The sequence below is a fragment of the Pseudomonas marincola genome, assembly GCF_900682675.2.
Lineage (GTDB): Bacteria > Pseudomonadota > Gammaproteobacteria > Pseudomonadales > Pseudomonadaceae > Aquipseudomonas > Aquipseudomonas marincola.
Genome location: NZ_LR215729.2, coordinates 3,187,727 through 3,203,190, shown reverse-complemented (window position 1 = coordinate 3,203,190; position 15,464 = coordinate 3,187,727). Strand labels below are relative to the sequence as shown.

At 55.0% G+C, this 15,464-nt stretch carries 14 protein-coding genes and 1 pseudogene; 7 read left to right on the top strand and 8 right to left on the bottom strand.

The features are described 5' to 3' along the window. Positions 1 to 19 precede the first annotated feature (19 nt). From PMYSY11_RS14950 to PMYSY11_RS14930, 5 genes are all read right to left on the bottom strand, one after another. Entirely contained in the window at positions 20 to 742 is a 723-nt protein-coding gene (locus PMYSY11_RS14950) for a hypothetical protein (protein WP_150547299.1), read from the bottom strand. A gap of 223 nt (positions 743 to 965) precedes the next feature. Beyond that, entirely contained in the window at positions 966 to 1,964 is a 999-nt protein-coding gene (locus PMYSY11_RS14945) for a hypothetical protein (protein ID WP_150547298.1), read from the bottom strand. 45 nt (positions 1,965 to 2,009) lie between these two features. Beyond that, positions 2,010 to 2,405, bottom strand: coding sequence for a hypothetical protein (locus PMYSY11_RS14940; RefSeq protein WP_150547297.1), 396 nt, complete (start codon positions 2,403 to 2,405; stop codon positions 2,010 to 2,012). 814 nt (positions 2,406 to 3,219) lie between these two features. Next, a complete protein-coding gene (locus tag PMYSY11_RS14935) occupies positions 3,220 to 3,789 on the bottom strand; it encodes a hypothetical protein (protein ID WP_150547296.1) in 570 nt (189 codons plus the stop codon). Positions 3,790 to 3,875: 86 nt separating this feature from the next. Next, complete coding sequence (locus PMYSY11_RS14930; RefSeq protein ID WP_150547295.1) at positions 3,876 to 4,319, bottom strand: BRO family protein; 444 nt, start codon at positions 4,317 to 4,319, stop codon at positions 3,876 to 3,878. Between the two features lie 70 nt (positions 4,320 to 4,389). Between PMYSY11_RS14930 and PMYSY11_RS14925 the strand changes: the two genes are divergently transcribed. Beyond that, positions 4,390 to 4,587 carry a hypothetical protein gene (locus PMYSY11_RS14925; RefSeq protein ID WP_150547294.1) on the top strand — a complete coding sequence of 66 codons (198 nt, stop codon included), beginning with the start codon at positions 4,390 to 4,392 and terminating at the stop codon, positions 4,585 to 4,587. Positions 4,588 to 4,655: 68 nt separating this feature from the next. Here the strand turns inward: PMYSY11_RS14925 and PMYSY11_RS14920 are convergent, their stop codons facing one another. Next, positions 4,656 to 5,942, bottom strand: coding sequence for a site-specific integrase (locus tag PMYSY11_RS14920; RefSeq protein ID WP_150547293.1), 1,287 nt, complete (start codon positions 5,940 to 5,942; stop codon positions 4,656 to 4,658). A gap of 224 nt (positions 5,943 to 6,166) precedes the next feature. Next, positions 6,167 to 6,664: a DUF6231 family protein gene (locus tag PMYSY11_RS14915; RefSeq protein ID WP_090508725.1), complete on the bottom strand. Its 498-nt coding sequence runs from the start codon at positions 6,662 to 6,664 to the stop codon at positions 6,167 to 6,169. A gap of 430 nt (positions 6,665 to 7,094) precedes the next feature. Between PMYSY11_RS14915 and PMYSY11_RS21905 the strand changes: the two are divergent. The 3 genes and pseudogenes from PMYSY11_RS21905 to PMYSY11_RS14900 form a co-directional block, all read left to right on the top strand. Then, positions 7,095 to 7,448: pseudogene (locus PMYSY11_RS21905) on the top strand (OmpA family protein); the annotation flags it as partial. Positions 7,449 to 7,881: 433 nt separating this feature from the next. After that, positions 7,882 to 8,295: a DUF1145 domain-containing protein gene (locus tag PMYSY11_RS14905; RefSeq protein WP_150547292.1), complete on the top strand. Its 414-nt coding sequence runs from the start codon at positions 7,882 to 7,884 to the stop codon at positions 8,293 to 8,295. Beyond that, positions 8,288 to 9,049, top strand: coding sequence for a collagen-like domain-containing protein (locus tag PMYSY11_RS14900; protein WP_150547291.1), 762 nt, complete (start codon positions 8,288 to 8,290; stop codon positions 9,047 to 9,049). Before PMYSY11_RS14905 ends, PMYSY11_RS14900 begins: the two co-directional genes overlap by 8 nt. Before the next feature lie 38 nt (positions 9,050 to 9,087). On the opposite strand, the gene PMYSY11_RS14895 is transcribed toward PMYSY11_RS14900, so the two are convergent. Beyond that, complete coding sequence (locus tag PMYSY11_RS14895; RefSeq protein WP_090508722.1) at positions 9,088 to 9,552, bottom strand: CopD family protein; 465 nt, start codon at positions 9,550 to 9,552, stop codon at positions 9,088 to 9,090. 153 nt (positions 9,553 to 9,705) lie between these two features. Here PMYSY11_RS14895 and dinG point away from each other — a divergent pair, with 153 nt between their 5' ends. The 3 genes from dinG (at position 9,706) to PMYSY11_RS14880 (ending at position 15,392) form a co-directional block, all read left to right on the top strand. Continuing rightward, positions 9,706 to 11,850, top strand: coding sequence for an ATP-dependent DNA helicase DinG (gene dinG, locus PMYSY11_RS14890; protein ID WP_069899304.1), 2,145 nt, complete (start codon positions 9,706 to 9,708; stop codon positions 11,848 to 11,850). A 72-nt stretch (positions 11,851 to 11,922) separates the two neighbouring features. Beyond that, positions 11,923 to 14,187 carry a beta-agarase gene (locus PMYSY11_RS14885; protein WP_150547290.1) on the top strand — a complete coding sequence of 755 codons (2,265 nt, stop codon included), beginning with the start codon at positions 11,923 to 11,925 and terminating at the stop codon, positions 14,185 to 14,187. 56 nt (positions 14,188 to 14,243) lie between these two features. Beyond that, positions 14,244 to 15,392, top strand: a complete 1,149-nt coding sequence (locus PMYSY11_RS14880; RefSeq protein ID WP_150547289.1) for a serine hydrolase domain-containing protein — start codon at positions 14,244 to 14,246, stop codon at positions 15,390 to 15,392. The last annotated feature ends 72 nt before the right edge of the window (positions 15,393 to 15,464 follow it).

Genomic DNA, 15,464 nt, shown 5'->3' with positions numbered 1-15,464 from the left:
ATTGGGTTCTCTCTTTCAGTTACTTCTTTCGACGCGCAACAGCTTGCTTGCGGGATCTCTCAGCGATGGCCGTATTGATTTCTTGAGCTTTCCCTTGGAGCCACGCAAGGCCCTTGGCGGTGACACGGTAGCCATCTTCATTGCCGTAGCTCAGTGAGCAAGACTTGAAGAATCCCCCAGTGAATGCCCGTGATGCTGGCTTGAGGATTTTTCGATATTCGGTAGGGTGCTCCTGAGAGACGAAGTGTGCGGTGTGGACCAGATATTGTTTTGCCAATTGCGGCTTGGTCACTCCGGCCAACTTGCAGGCTTGCCCCCATGGAATCCCGTTACCAGTTAAGCGAGAGTCGATCAGGTCAGCTTTTGGGACTGCCTTGGCGAGCTGAATGTCTGCCTCAGCAGTTGCCAGAAGGGCCATGCGGGCGTTCAAGATAGAGTCGTTACGCATAGTGACGAAAGCGCGTACGACCATCAGATAGAAGTCCGTGGAGACCCACATTGCATAGGCAATTGCTCCCGACTCCGTGGCAAGGGTTCCGCTGCCGTCCAAGCTCCGCAAATTTCCGGAGGTTCGCAGCTCTGTGGAAACCGCGTTACGCCATTCAGATGGTCGCTTAGCTTCGACAAGGCTCAAAGCCTGATGGATCTCATTGAGGCTCCAAAGGCCTTCAGTGTTTGGTTTGAAGGTATGGCCGTTGATTTCGATAGGCAGAAGGGTGTCAGTGTTGTTGATCAGGTACATTGTCTTGTTCCTCTTGTTTGCTCCCTCAAGTTCGCTCCCACGGCCCAGCGCAGAGACCCGACAAAGGTTCTGGACGATGGCATGAAGAAGCAAACAGGAAGACTCTACGGTTGATCGGTTGATTGCCCAGCGACGGGCAGGGGGCAGATGGTCTTTGGGATTTCCATAGGCCCCAGCCGGACCCTCATCGTGTCGGTCTTAAGGGGCTCTCATGGTTGTGCGATCAGGTCAGCTTGATATTGGTGATCATCGGGAAGGCTACTGTCTCGGTCTGAAGACCATCGGCGGTCAGCTTCACCTTAACTTTGCCATTAGCAACGATGTCCACGAGGGCCATGATCTCGATGTCCCAGCATTGGTAGGCACCGTTGCGGGTCGCTTGGACCTTCCACACGTCACCGTTACGACCTTCTCGGTAGCTCAAACTGGTGAACATCTTTGGCAGCAGGAATAGACCTTGGTCAGCTCCGCTGTATGGCTGCACTGATGCACCAATGAGGCTCTCGATGCCATCTACGCCAGCTCGCTGAGCAGCACGCTCCAGAACGGCTACCAGTGACACAGGGAGCAAAATCACGAAGTCCCCTAAGGAGGTTCCTACGGTCTGGTTGATGTGAGTCGTCAGGATGTCGATTAGATCCTCAGCGACCTCAGCAGGTTTACCCGTTGGCTTGGTCTCAGCGATGCTCTCGGTGCTTGGAGCAGCCGAAAGGATTGCAGCAATCTTGCCAGCAGCAAGGTGTTCAATGTCCCGTAGCAGTTTATCGCCGGTCTGGATCAATGAGCCCTCGGTGAAGCCTGCCATCATGTTGTGATCAAGGATGGTAAAGCGGTGGCTGATGACGAGTGCAGCATCGGTTGGTTCCGTGAAAATCACAGAACCGGCAAGAACGTCACCTTTATCAATGGTTTGATTGTCCCAGTTCTTACGAGGATCGAAGGAAATAGAGCGGTCTGCCAGCGTGATGATTTGTTGACCTGTGGCCTCAGAGCCAGCAGGACGGAACTCACAAGGAGTTCGCTCGATAGCTGCTTGACGCCATTCGTCACCGTTTAAGTAATCGTCGAGGCCTTCAGTCAGGGCTTCAACGTAAACGGATACATCAGTTGCAGCTTCGTTGTCTGCGCGGATGTCAGAAGTATTGAAGCGGATAGACCCATTCTGATCATCGAAGGCGGTCGAGTAGTGCGTTGTAGGTTTCACATATTTATTAGGCTGCATGGAACTGTTCTCCTGAAAATTGTTGATTGAGGTAGTGGCTTGGTTTTACCAGCCGGAATTACGGGAAGCTGCTCGGACCTGTTCACCGTGCTCTCGAATAGCAGCCGCTCGGGCTTCTCTTTGGGCCTTCAGCTCGGCCAGCTCACGGGGCGTGGCAACTCGGCAGCGCTCGGCATGTGCTTGAGCTTCAGCTTGTCTGCGTAACCGCTCAGCCGCTTTCTCTGCTTGATCTTGGCGAAACTCTCGGGCGACATCAGGAATCGCTGAAAGCGATAAGCCTGCCTCAGAGAAAATCTTTACGATCTCAAATTGCTTTGCTTTGGCGGTTTGGCATTGAGCTACCAGCATTGGCAGCAGAATGTTCTCTGCATACTCACGGCTGAGCTTCTGACCTGAGATGGTCACTTCATTTTTCAGGGGGGTGGTGATTTCTACATTCATGGGATTGGATCTCCTATTAGGTGACCCTTTGATCGACCTTGCGCCATAGACACGCGCACGACCAGACGGCCAAGGAGTAAGCCTCGTGGGCATCTTCAAGGCCGATCAAAGGGTTCTGGGTTTGGGTTTGTTTATTGCTGATGCTGGTCAGGATATGGCTGTACCTGAAGCATCTTTTAGTTGGATCTACAGCGGGGACTGGCGGGCAACCGTGGCGAACGGCTGGATAGTTGGAGCTGAGCAGACAGCTATCTTGATGGGCTGTTGCTCTCTGCTTCTATAGTGAGGGGTTTTACGACACCCTGGCTCGACGGCTAAGCCTTGAGCGAGATCAGCTCATGTCCTGACATTGGAATCTTGAGGGGATTCGTTGAGACTGCCTGCAAGCAAACTCCTTTTTCAACCAGCATAGACACACGGTCTGCAATGTTGGATGAGCAATTCAATGCAACCTCTGCAAGCATGTGTTCCTTCATAATCGAGACCACTCCGTTAGAGTACGTACGCCAAGGTGCTTTACGATTGCTGAGTATTCCCCTGAGAGTTATCAGTTGATGTCTGACTGATTTCGGAAAGGTCGTCGATAGAAACTCAAGATCCTCTTGGGTGATCTGGGAGTTAGCTGGGTATGACAATGTGGTGTTCATCGTTTCTGGTTTGCCTCCTGAGAGTTGCTCATTTAGATGACTCATAGGGAGGGGTGATTAATATCACTACCCCTCTACCTCTATGAGCGGGTCGGTTAGTCTTTCTACTGGTCGATGAGATTCATCTCTTAGATGGTCTTTGGGTTTTATAAGTATGCGGCATTTAATCAAGCTGCCGCTGCTCCCAGCGTTCTCATGTCGTGGTGCAGCTTATTGAGAACCTCAGCGCTCGGTGTATCCAGCTCATCCGTCCACTCAGAAAAGCCACTCGGAATCACGTAGCCGTATTGCATTATGTCTGCAAGGTGCTTCGGGCGAGCCTTGAGCAAATAGGGCATGGCAACTTCGATAGCTTTGACATAGCGCTGAGCTTGCCTGAGACCAAAACCAAAACGATCCATCACGCTTTGCGCGCTGACCTCTTCCACATCCGACAGTATTTCGCTGAGTCGTCGAACGGATAACGGCTTAGATGAACCACCGGAACCTATTGGCCGGTCATGCCAGTCGAGCCTTGCGATGCCCTCAAGGATGTCCTGAGCGAAATACGGGTATCGTCCATAACCGGTTGCGGGACCAATGTGACCATAGAATGAATTGGTGATTGCTTTCGCTGGCCTTCCTCGACCGCGTTTCGGAACGGGTAACGGTTGCTCACCGAAGTAGGAAGAAGCGTCGCAGGGGCCTGTGAAGCCGCTGAACTGGATGGGCTTAGCTTGTGCGGGAATTGTGGGCATGTGTCGTACTCCTCAATGAACTGCTGCGGGAGTGCAGCAATAGTGAGGGTTTTTAACGACATGGAACTTCAGCCAGTAATTACGGGCTATTCACGGACTAACAAGCGGAGCTGGTCGATGAGGTTCTGAGCGATGGGGTTGCTCGACTCCTCAGCGTTGTACATACCAGTCTTGCGGATGGTCGGTAAGACCTCCTCAGTGACCCAGCGGCGAAAGGGTTCAGACCGAGGCGAGTTACCTCGGAGAAGCATCTGATAAACGTCAGTCTCGGGCATCACCCAAGTATCACGCCACCGTGGGTAAGGCAGGATCTCAATGCACTGCGCTTCTGTTAAAAGGGAAGAATCTTCCCCATTAACCAACTCGCGGATTTGCAGCCCGACCTTATGAGATGCCCGATTGGCTGCTCTAATGAATGCCTTAGCGGTGCCGCGCCCATCCTTCACGCCTGCCGCATTAGCCACCTGAGTTGCCACAAACAGCAGGTCATGCTCAGGGTGCCCCACAAGGACATCCAGCTCGATGCCCATGAGGGATAGTGGCAATATGATATTCTCGCCATTCCACTAACAAATGAGCTTCACGCCTAAGCGAACACCTATGCATTACACCATTTTGGTTCTTTGGTTCTTACTTGCCCAGTTTCTTCTTGGATTTGTCGCCGCGATGGTCACTGCAAATATGGGAGGAACTGCTATTTACTGGCGCCGAAAGGTTTTGCGTCTTCTCTGGGGGGCGACTGGCTATCTTTTGATTGGCGCTGTCGCTCTTGATGCATACCTTTATTTCCAACATTAGAAATTATTATGTGTTGTCCCTATCACTTTATGGTGGGGACTTTTCGCCGCGAGTTCTCTATTGAACGCTTAAGCCACTAACCCAAACGCCTTCTTCAAGGCTTCATTCAAAACGCTCACAGCCACTCGCCCAGACCCACCATACAGGTCATATGTAATATTTCCTGAGCTATGCCCAGTGATGCCTTGAGCGATGATGTCCGGTGTGGCAGCAGCTTTGAGAAGCCCAGCCAGTGAGTGGCGCAAGGAGTGGAATGACTGGTTACCACCAGCTTTCAGGCCGAGGGGTTCTCTAAGAGCCTCATTGAGTGGCTTGTTGAAGTAATGTTCCTTGGCTTTGAACAACCTGCCTTCATTCGCTGCGACCCACTCAAGGAAGACCTCAAGGGAAAACCCGTAGGCCCCATCGACCAGAGGAACCTGTCTTACTGAGAAGTTGTTCTTCAAGGTCTTGCCACCGTTCTCATCTTTGTTGATGTCTATCACGGTGATGCCTTCCACTTGCTTTATGTCTTCTTTGTTTAGCTGGTAGATCTCACCTATACGAGCCCCTGTGAGAACCCCGAGGGATAGCGCCCAGCGCTTCCAGTCATCCACAGGAAGGTTATTCGCATGATCCATGATGGTGACTACTTGATCCCGTGAGAGTGGCTTGCGGGTGCTCTCAGCGCCTCTCTCGATCTTCAGGCCCTTGTCGTATGAATGCTGAATGTGACCATTATTCTTGGCCCAGTCCATCACAGTAGATAGTTGAGCCAGCAGCTTGTTAATGGTCAATGGCTTGCGACCTTCCACTACTTTTGCCTTGAGAGCGACCATGTCAGCACGGGTGTGCGTCCTCATGTCGAGGTCTCCGATCAGCTTGAATAAGGTACTGCAATTGGATTGAACCGCTTTCAGGGTGGAGTCAGTGACATTGCCTTTACGCTCAGCCAAAAAGAGTTCTGAGAGGGTCTTGAAGGTCAGTGGCTCGCCAACGGGCAATACAGATAAGGGCTGATTGAGGGCTACAGGCGTGCTACAGGATTGGCCCTCAAGTTCCTCAATGATTTCTACCAGAGCCTTTGGGTCTCCATGCAGGCGATCTTGGGCAGCACCTATGATCCTTCTGCCAATTGCTAATGCCTTGTGCTGATCGACACTCAAGTTCGCCTTGGCGGAAGCCTCAGCGAGCGACACTGCGAGATCCCCGTAGATCATGTCGTAGGCTGACAATGAACCGTCATCAGCATGGGATTGACTCAGCGTATCCTTGGCGACATCTAAAAGGCGCTCCTTGAGATCCGTCCACGTTGCCTCTGGTTGATCGAGGTGAAACACAGCCAGAGCCTTGAGGATGTCTTTCGAGAGTGTCATTGCAGTGGGCCTATCGGTGGTGCGGAGTGAAATGGTAGCGCTACGAATTGAACAGCCGCGAGGGCGAACCCTAAGGTAGTAGATCCCTGAGCGGCGATAGTGCCAGACAGTCAGTCTTTGGTGGTTCTGGTGACAGTGCTGGTTACAGGCTGGTGACACTTGGCCCTGCTCGGGTATGGTGGTAATAGCGTTCATAGTGAGGTAAGCCCTTGATATTCATGGGATTACCACCAGTACTTTCCGAAATTTTCAGGATTAGCCCAAAACTTGGCATTGAGCCAGTCCGGTACCTGTTTGTAGTCGAGTAAGTCGTAGGTAAACAGGGTCAGCGTTTGCGAGTCGCGTTGAAATTGCTCGCTGGCCTGCATTGCCAGCGAAAACATGTCGGTCTCTTGCCATTCGCTTGCATCAAGGTCGACCAGCACCGCCATTCGACTGGCATTGAGGTTGCGAATACCGCCCAACAGCTCTAAGCCCTGGCGTTTACTCAGGTGTTCGAGGCAATCGACGACCAGGGCCAGATCAAAGCGCTGTCCGGCAATGTCGCTTGGCAATGGCACGGTTTGGGTGTGGCAAATCTGGCAGTCAGGATGAGCTTCGCTGAAAGCAGTAACTGCTGGTAGCTCGCTGGCACCGATCAGAAGCAGGCGTTTCGGGCTGTAGCGCTCTAATAGCGCGGCGATCGCCTGTAACGGCGAGCGCGATGATGGGCTCAGTGTCATGCAAAAACCTCGAAGTTATTGGCAAAGACTACCCCGAGGGCGACTTTTGTCCTATAGCTGAATGTTATGCACATCTGTGTAAATCCGATCTTGTGGAATTTAGAGCTGGCGTCTTTAATCCATATATCGGTTTTTGGCCGATTAATAACAGGAGACTTTGTCTATGAGCATCACAAGGAAAGCAGTACCCCTGATTTTGGCCTCAACATTGCTGACAGGCTGCGCAGGGATTCAAAAATCAGATTGGCCAACTTGCGCCATTGTCGGTGGTATCGGCGGTGCAGGTTTGGGTGCGATTGAAAGCTCTGCATGGGCTGGTGGCGGCGCCGCAGTGGGTGCTGGTCTGGCTGCAGCGTATTGCTGGGTGCATGGCGCGGTTCCTCCAGAGCCGATGGTTGAAGAAGTTGTTGTCGTAGAAGAAGAACCAGCTGCAGAACCTGTACGCGTTGAATTGGACGTTAAGTTCGATTTCGACAAGGCTCAGGTTAAAGAAGAAAGCTATGGCGACATCAAGAACCTGGCTGACTTCATGACTCAGTTCCCACAAACCTCTACCGTTGTAGAAGGTCACACTGACTCGGTGGGTACCGATGCTTACAACCAGAAACTGTCTGAGCGCCGCGCAAGTGCCGTTCGTGACGTGCTGGTTCAACAGTATGGCGTGGGCGCAACCCGTGTTGATTCGGTGGGTTACGGTGAAAGCCGTCCAGTTGCGGATAACGCGACTGCCGAAGGCCGCGCAATCAACCGTCGTGTAGAAGCTGCAGTGGAAGCTCAGCCTTAAGCGATGTTAGACAGGTTCTTGGCAGTTTATGCACTGCCAAGGGCCGTTTGTAGACTGCGAGTCTCAGAAAAAATGTCTGCATGATGTCTGCCGCAGACTTGCTCACAGGTACTCGGCGTAAGTCGGGTACCTGTGGGATTCCTTGCGAGTGGTTGCACATCGTACGGGCGCAGGCTCGATCACAATCGAATCCAGCTATTTTAATGCACCGCCAATTGGCGGTTTTTTGTGTGGGCGTAGAAATGTTGTTCGTTTCACGCTGCAACTGACGATGACAGCCTGTTTGATATGTGACGTGATTGGCAAATTTGCCAATTAGTCATAATTCAATCTCTAGGCGAATTATCTGGCTGCTCGCGTCGGTGTGGGAGGCTTTCCCCGGCAGTGCGAAAGCGGTTAATGTGCGGGCAAATAACTAGCGGTGGGGGCATCAATGAAAGTGCTTATGGGGCTTGGAAAGCTCCTGACTGTGGCCTTTTGGGCAGTTGTTGCAGGTAATTGGCTGCAGCCGGTTGCGCAACCTTTTGCCGATTTGCTCAATTTCGCCGGTGGCTTTGTACTGCTCCTGCACATCCTGGAGTTGCGCTGGTTCAGCGCACGCATCAAGAACACTGCCGCGCCCTTTTCTGCACGGTTGCAGGTTCTTTTGTTCGGTGTTTTTCATGCACTGACGCTCCCTCCCGCACCAGTGCCTGCGGCTGCGCCCGCCGCTGAGGCAGCAACGCCAGTTCCCGTTGAGCCTGAAGTGCAAGCCGTGGCAGACACCGCAGACTCTCAGCATACAGAGGCTGAGCCGCAGCAATTGGCGTTGTCGATTGAACCTGAGTTGGAGCCCAAACATGCGTAGCGCACTGTTTTTACTGGCGCTGGCCAGCCCGCTGGCATCGGCGCAGGCGCTGATTCATGTCGCCGCTAATTCGATGCTGCAATTGGCGCCCAGTGCTCAGGTGCTGGAGATCGAGCGGCTGCATATTGGCGAGCACGCCACCTTGATGGTGCCGGCGAGCGTGACCGAGGTGCGTGTCAGCGAACTGCTGCTTGAGCCCGAGGGGCGCATTGCGATTGCTGCCAGCCAGCAGCCGTTCTTTCTGCATGTACTGCAGGGCGAAATCGCCACGGGCGCGCAAATCACCGCTCGCGGTGCGCCTGGCACAGAGTTAAAACCGGCGATTGCCGGGCGTACGCTAACCGTGCGGCTTGAGCGTGTCGTGACGCAATCTTTGCTGATTGATGCGCGTGGTGGCACCGGCTCTCCCGGCTTTAATGGCCTGCATGGTGCCAATGGGAAACCGGGCGGTTGTCTCTGGGGGCAGTCGTTGAGCGGCGCTGATGGTGGTGATGGCAGTGATGGCCAAACCGGCGCGGCGGGCGGCAAGGTTCGTATCGAAGTGCCGCAGGATTTCCCTGCCGAGCATATCCTCACCCGCCTTGAAGGCGGTTCTGGCGGCAGAGCCGGCGAAGCTGGGCAGGGCGGCGCCAAGGCGATGGATGAGGGATGCTGGATTTACAGTGCGCAAGGTGCCAAGGGTGGCCAAGCGGGCCGCTCCGGGCAAGCTGGCTTGCCGGGCCCGGATGGCTCGATGGATCTGGTACGCTTCTGATCAGTTGACCGGCAAGTGCTGCGCTTGCCGGTCCGGCCTTAAAAGCTTGGGCGAATAGCGGCGATGCTGACGACCAGCAGGCCCAGAATCAGATTGATACCCACAACCTTGCGAATCCGCGCCAGCGCGGCGCCGGCTTCGCTCCAGTTCTGTTCGGCAATCGTCTTACGCAGTTCTGGTAGTTGCAGCAGCTGAATGCGCAGGAACAGCGCCAGCATGGCAATGAACAAACCCATCATGATTTGCACGTATTGCGGCGCAGTATCAAAGCCCGCGAAACGCATATGCAGCATGCCCATGCCGCCAATCGGTAAAATCAGCACCGCCGCCCAGACCCAGAGAAAGAACCGGCGAAATACTTCCTGCCACAACTGCAGGCGTTCCGGCGCTGCCAACACCCCGGCAGCAGCGGGGCGCAGAATCATCCAGGCGAAAAACATACCGCCCACCCAGACCATCGCGGCCAGCACATGTAATGCATAGAGCGCTGAATAAGCGGTCATTTGTAGCTCCTGTGTACAGCTCAAGTTGCAAAAAAAAACTACTGTTGGGCGGCTCGATTTGCACGCAGCCCAGCACTGGATCAATTAGCGCGCTATGATAGCGGCCGTTTACCGACACTGAAAATTTATCCAGCCTTTTGCGCTCAGATCATCATGCTTAGTACCGAACTCAAAACCCAAATTCAGGGCGCCTATAGCCGTTTCCTTGAGGCTAAGTCGTTGAAGCCTCGTTACGGCCAGCGTTTGATGATTGCCGAAATAGCCAAAGTGCTAGGCACCATCAAGACCGATGACGAAGGCAAGCGCAGCAGCGACGCGGCAGTTGTGGCGGTAGAGGCGGGCACGGGTACGGGTAAAACCGTGGCTTATTGTCTGGCGGCCATTCCCACTGCAAAGGCGGCGGGCAAGCGGCTGGTTATTGCCACCGCAACGGTGGCGCTGCAAGAGCAGATCGTGCACAAAGATTTGCCGGATCTGATGCGTAACAGCGGGCTCAATTTCTCTTTCGCCCTGGCCAAGGGCCGTGGCCGTTATCTGTGTTTGTCGAAACTCGATTTGCTGTTGCAGGAAGGCGATGCGCAAAGTGCGACCGCGCAGTTGTTCGAGGAAGAAGGCTTCAAGATTGATGTGGATGAGCAAAGCCAGAAGCTCTTCACGTCGATGATCGAGAAGCTTGCGGGCAACAAGTGGGACGGTGATCGCGACAGCTGGCCGCAAGAGCTGGCTGATAATGACTGGGCGCGACTGACCACCGATCACAGCCAGTGCACCAACCGTCATTGCCCGAACTTCCAGCAGTGTGCCTTCTACAAGGCGCGTGAAGGCATGGGCAAGGTTGACGTGATTGTCACCAACCACGACATGGTTCTCGCGGACCTCGCGTTGGGCGGTGGTGCGGTGCTGCCTGATCCGCGTGAAACCCTTTATGTGTTCGACGAAGGCCATCATTTGCCAGACAAGGCAATCGGTCACTTCGCCCACTTCACCCGTTTGCGCTCAACCGCTGACTGGCTGGAACAGAGTGCCAAGAACCTCACCAAGTTGCTGGCCCAGCACCCTTTGCCGGGTGATCTGGGTCGCTTGATTGAGCAAGTGCCAGAGCTGGCGCGCGAGATCAAAACCCAGCAGCAGTTCATGTTTAACGCCTGTGAGCAGGTCGCAGACTTCAAGCCGGGTGAAGACATGGAAGGCCGCGAGCGGCCGCGCCATCGGTTTGTCGGCGGCATGGTTCCCGAGCATCTGGTTGAGCTGGGAGTTGAGCTGAAGAAAGGCTTCTCCAAGCTGACCGAGTTGTACACCGGCGTTACCGAGCACCTTAAAGAGGCTATGGACGGTGAGGCCAAGATTGGCATTGCCAGCCATCAGGCCGAAGAGTGGTATCCGTTGTTTGGCAGTTTGCTCGCCCGCGCTCAGGGCAATTGGGAGTTGTGGCTGGCATTTACCGCCGATGATCCCGAAGACAGCCCGCCCATGGCGCGTTGGCTGACGCTGGCTGAAAGTGGCGCCTTGTTCGATATCGAGGTCAATGCCAGCCCGATTCTGGCTGCCGAAACCTTGCGTCGCAGTTTGTGGAACGTTGCATATGGCGCGTTGGTGACCTCTGCCACGCTGACCGCGCTGGGTACATTTGATCGCTATCGTATGCGTGCCGGTCTGCCCAAGGTGGCAGTCACCGCAGTTGTACCCAGCCCGTTCCATCACAGTGATGCTGGTGTGCTCAAAGTACCGGATCTCAAGGCTGATCCGCGCGATGCCACTGCGCACACTGCCGCGATTATCCGTGATCTGCCTTCTTTGGTGGAAGGTTCGCGCGGCACGCTGGTGCTGTTCTCGTCGCGTAAGCAGATGCAGGACGTATTCGACGGGCTGGAGCGGGACTGGCGCAAGCGCGTGTTCATTCAGGGTAACTTGTCCAAACAAGAGACCCTCAACAAGCACAAAGCGCGTGTTGATAGCGGTGAAGACAGTGTGCTGTTCGGCCTGGCAAGTTTCGCTGAAGGCGTCGACTTGCCGGGGGCATATTGTGAGCACGTGGTCATCGCAAAAATTCCATTTGCGGTGCCCGATGATCCGGTGGAAGCAGCGCTGGCGGAGTGGATCGAGGCGCGCGGTGGTAATCCATTCATGGAAATTGCCGTACCAGATGCCTCATTACGTCTGGTTCAGGCCTGCGGCCGCCTGCTGCGTACAGAACAGGATCGTGGCACCATCACGTTATTGGATCGGCGCGTTGTTACTCAGCGCTACGGCAAGGCCATTCTCAATGCGCTGCCGCCATTTCGCCGTGAAATAAGTTAAGTAATCCTCTCCATTCGGTTGTCCATTTGCTTGGCCTGGTGTCTTGGGCAGGTCACTCTGAGGGCGGTAAAAATGCGTTTGATGTTGTTAGTGGTTACCTGGTTGTGTTCGGCGTCGGCGATTGCCGCTCTGGATGGGCAGCAGCCGTTGTATAGCTTCATTAGCCCAACCGATGCGTTGCGAGTGGAAAGCGCCGGGGCCAACTTTGCCCAGTCTCAGGCTGAAGAAGCTGCCGGTGGAGAGATTCTGCGGCGGGTGGTCTTCGCCCCTGAAAAGCAACCGAGTCTGCACCTGCAACCCGCCAGCGGTCACTGGGACTGGTCAAAGGCTTCCAGCCTGACGCTGCGCGTGCAGAATGCAATGGATTGGGCGCTGACCCTCAACGTGCGCATTGAAAGCGCCGATGGCAAGGTGCTCGTTACCCGTATTGCGTTGCCTGCAGGGCCTGCGCAAACCTTGGTGGTGCCATTGCATGCGGATTCACCGCGCGCACATGGCATGCGGGCTGCGCCGCCGATGCCGTGGAAGTACGCGGGACAATCGGTGCTGTTGGCGACTCAAGTTGAGGGTGAACTCGACTCAAGCCAGATCAATAAAGTTACCCTGTTTATGGATCAGCCAGACTCGCCGCAGAGCATCATGCTTGGGCGTGCTGGTCTGATGACAGACGACAAGGTTGAGCAAGCGGCCTACACCGCCATAGTCGATGAGTTTGGCCAATACACGCGCGCCGATTGGCCGGGCAAGATCAAAAAGGCTGAAGAGTTGCAGGCTGCCGCCGCCAAGGAGCAGGAGCAACTCAAGCAATGGCTGGGTGAGCCGCATACGGTGGATCAGTTTGGCGGCCTGCTTAACGGGCCGGAGCTGACGTCATCCGGGTATTTTCACACCGAGAAAAAAGCGGGTCGCTGGTATCTGGTCACTCCGGAAGGGCATGCATTCTTCTCCTTGGGGGTTAACGCTGTGACCCCGGACCAGAGCCAGACCTACATCGAAAATCGCGAGCAGATGTTTGCAAAACTGCCTGAACAGGGTGAACCCTTAAACCGCTATTACGGCACCGCTGATTCGCGATCCGATACCGGCGCCAATAAAGGCCGTGCCTTTGCACAAGGGCGTTGGTTCGACTTCTATCAGGCTAACCTTGAGCGCACTTACGCCACGGCAGAATGCCAGAAGGCGAAGCCGGCAGAGCAAGCTGCGCAGCCGCCAGCAACGACACCGGCCTGCCCGCAAGGCCCGGATGATAAACGCTGGGCGGCTCACACACTTGATCGTCTCAAGGGCTGGGGCTTCAACACGGTTGGCAACTGGAGCCATACAGCGTTGGGCGCTGCGCAAAGAATGGCCTACACCGTACCGCTTTCTATCAGCGGCGATTACCAGACCATCAGCACCGGTGACGATTGGTGGGGCGGCATGCCGGACCCGTTCGATCCGCGTTTTGCCATGGCCACCGAGCGCGCTGTCGCAATTGCCGCCCGTGACCATCGCAATGATCCCTGGGTCTTGGGCTATTTCGCCGATAACGAACTGGCCTGGGCGCATTCGGTCGCTGGCCCCAAAGGGCGGTACGCGCTGGCTTATAACACCCTGCGGGCGACCACCGATGTACCGGCCAAGCGCGCATTCCTCAAGCAACTGCGCGATAAGTACCGCAATCAGCAAGGCCTTTCCAAAGCCTGGGGCATCGAGTTACCGGCCTGGGAGTTGATGGAAGACCCGGGTTTCGAAGCACCCTTGCCGAGTGAACAGTTCCCGGCCATTGAAGCCGACCTGCAAAACTTCCAGAAGCTGTTTGCCGAGACGTACTTCAAGACAATCGCCGACTCTTTGAAGTGGCACGCGCCGAATCACATGTTGCTGGGCGGACGATTTGCTATCAGCACGCCGGAGGCCGTTGCGGCCTGCGCCAAATACTGCGACGTGCTCAGCTTCAATATTTACGCGCCTGAACCGCAGCAGGGTTACGACTTCAAGGCACTTGCGGCGCTCGACAAGCCGGTGATGATCACCGAGTTCCACTTTGGCTCGAATGACCGCGGGCCCTTCTGGGCCGGGGTCAACAGTGTCTATAAAGAGCAGGAACGGGCGCCGGCCTACGCACACTTTATGCAGCGCGCCTTTGCCGAGCCGGTAATTGTTGGTGCGCATTGGTTCCAATACCTGGATCAGCCAGTGACCGGGCGCTTGCTTGACGGTGAAAACGGCCATTTGGGATTGGTGGCGATCACCGACCGTCCCTTTACAGGCTTTGTTGACGCCGTGCGCAAAACCAACTGGCAGCTATACAAACAGCTGGAAACGCCGGACGCCCGGTCTGCGGATGACCAATAATCCTGTAGGCTGTTTCCAATTGGGTCAAAGTCAGGCAAACGATTTAAGGACGTCGCATGCAAATTCAGGGTTATTTCGATCTCAAATTTGAAGCATTGAAAGATGCTTTCGCGGAACTGTTCGACAACACGCAGGAACGCGGCGGCGCCCTGTGTGTGCAGATCGAAGGTGAAACGGTTATCGATATCTGGGCTGGCGTCGCTGATAAAGACGGCCAGCAGGCCTGGCATTCAGACACCATTGCCAATCTGTTTTCCTGCACCAAAACCTTTACCGCTGTAACGGCCCTGCAGTTGGTTGCGGAAGGCAAATTGCAACTTGATGCCCCCGTTGCGCGTTACTGGCCGGAATTTGCAGCCGCCGGCAAGGAGCACATCACCTTGCGCCACCTGCTCAGTCATCAGGCGGGTTTGCCAGCCCTGCGCGAGATGTTGCCCGCTGAAGCCCTCTATGACTGGAGCGCGATGACCAGCGCATTGGCAGCCGAGCAGCCGTGGTGGCCATTGGGGCATGGCCATGGTTATGCCCCCATTACTTATGGCTGGCTTGTGGGCGAATTAATCCGTCGTGTTGATGGGCGCGGGCCTGGTGAGTCGATAGTTGCGAGAATCAGCCAACCGCTCGGTCTCGACTTTCATGTCGGTCTGGCTGACAGCGAGTTTGACCGGGTCGCCACCATCACCCGTGGCAAAGGCAATATGGGCGATGCCGCCGCGCAACGCCTGTTAAAGGTGATGATGACCGAGCCTAATGCATTAACCACGCGGGCATTTGCAAATCCACCCTCAATCATGACCAGTACCAACAAGCCCGAATGGCGACGCATGCAACAACCTGCGGCGAATGGGCATGGCAACGCGCGAAGTTTGGCCGGTTTTTACAGTGGATTACTTGATGGCAGTTTGCTTGAATCTGAAATGCTTGCTGAACTGACCCGTGAGCACGCGGTAGGTGAGGATAAGACCCTGCTGACTTCAACGCGTTTCGGGTTGGGCTGCATGCTGGATCAACCGGCTGTAGCAAATGCCACGTATGGTATGGGGGCTTCAGCGTTTGGACACCCCGGTGCAGGCGGCTCCATAGGCTTTGCAGACCCACAAAGTGGGGTTGCTTTTGGTTTTGTTGTAAATAATCTAGGGCCGTTCGTCTTAATGGACCCACGAGCGCAAAAACTTGCTGCAGTGTTAGCTGAATGTCTGGCGTGACCTCAGCTAAACTGCGCGCTAACGTGAACCTGTCGTCTGTTAGCGCTTACTACCGATAACAAACTTACTGCT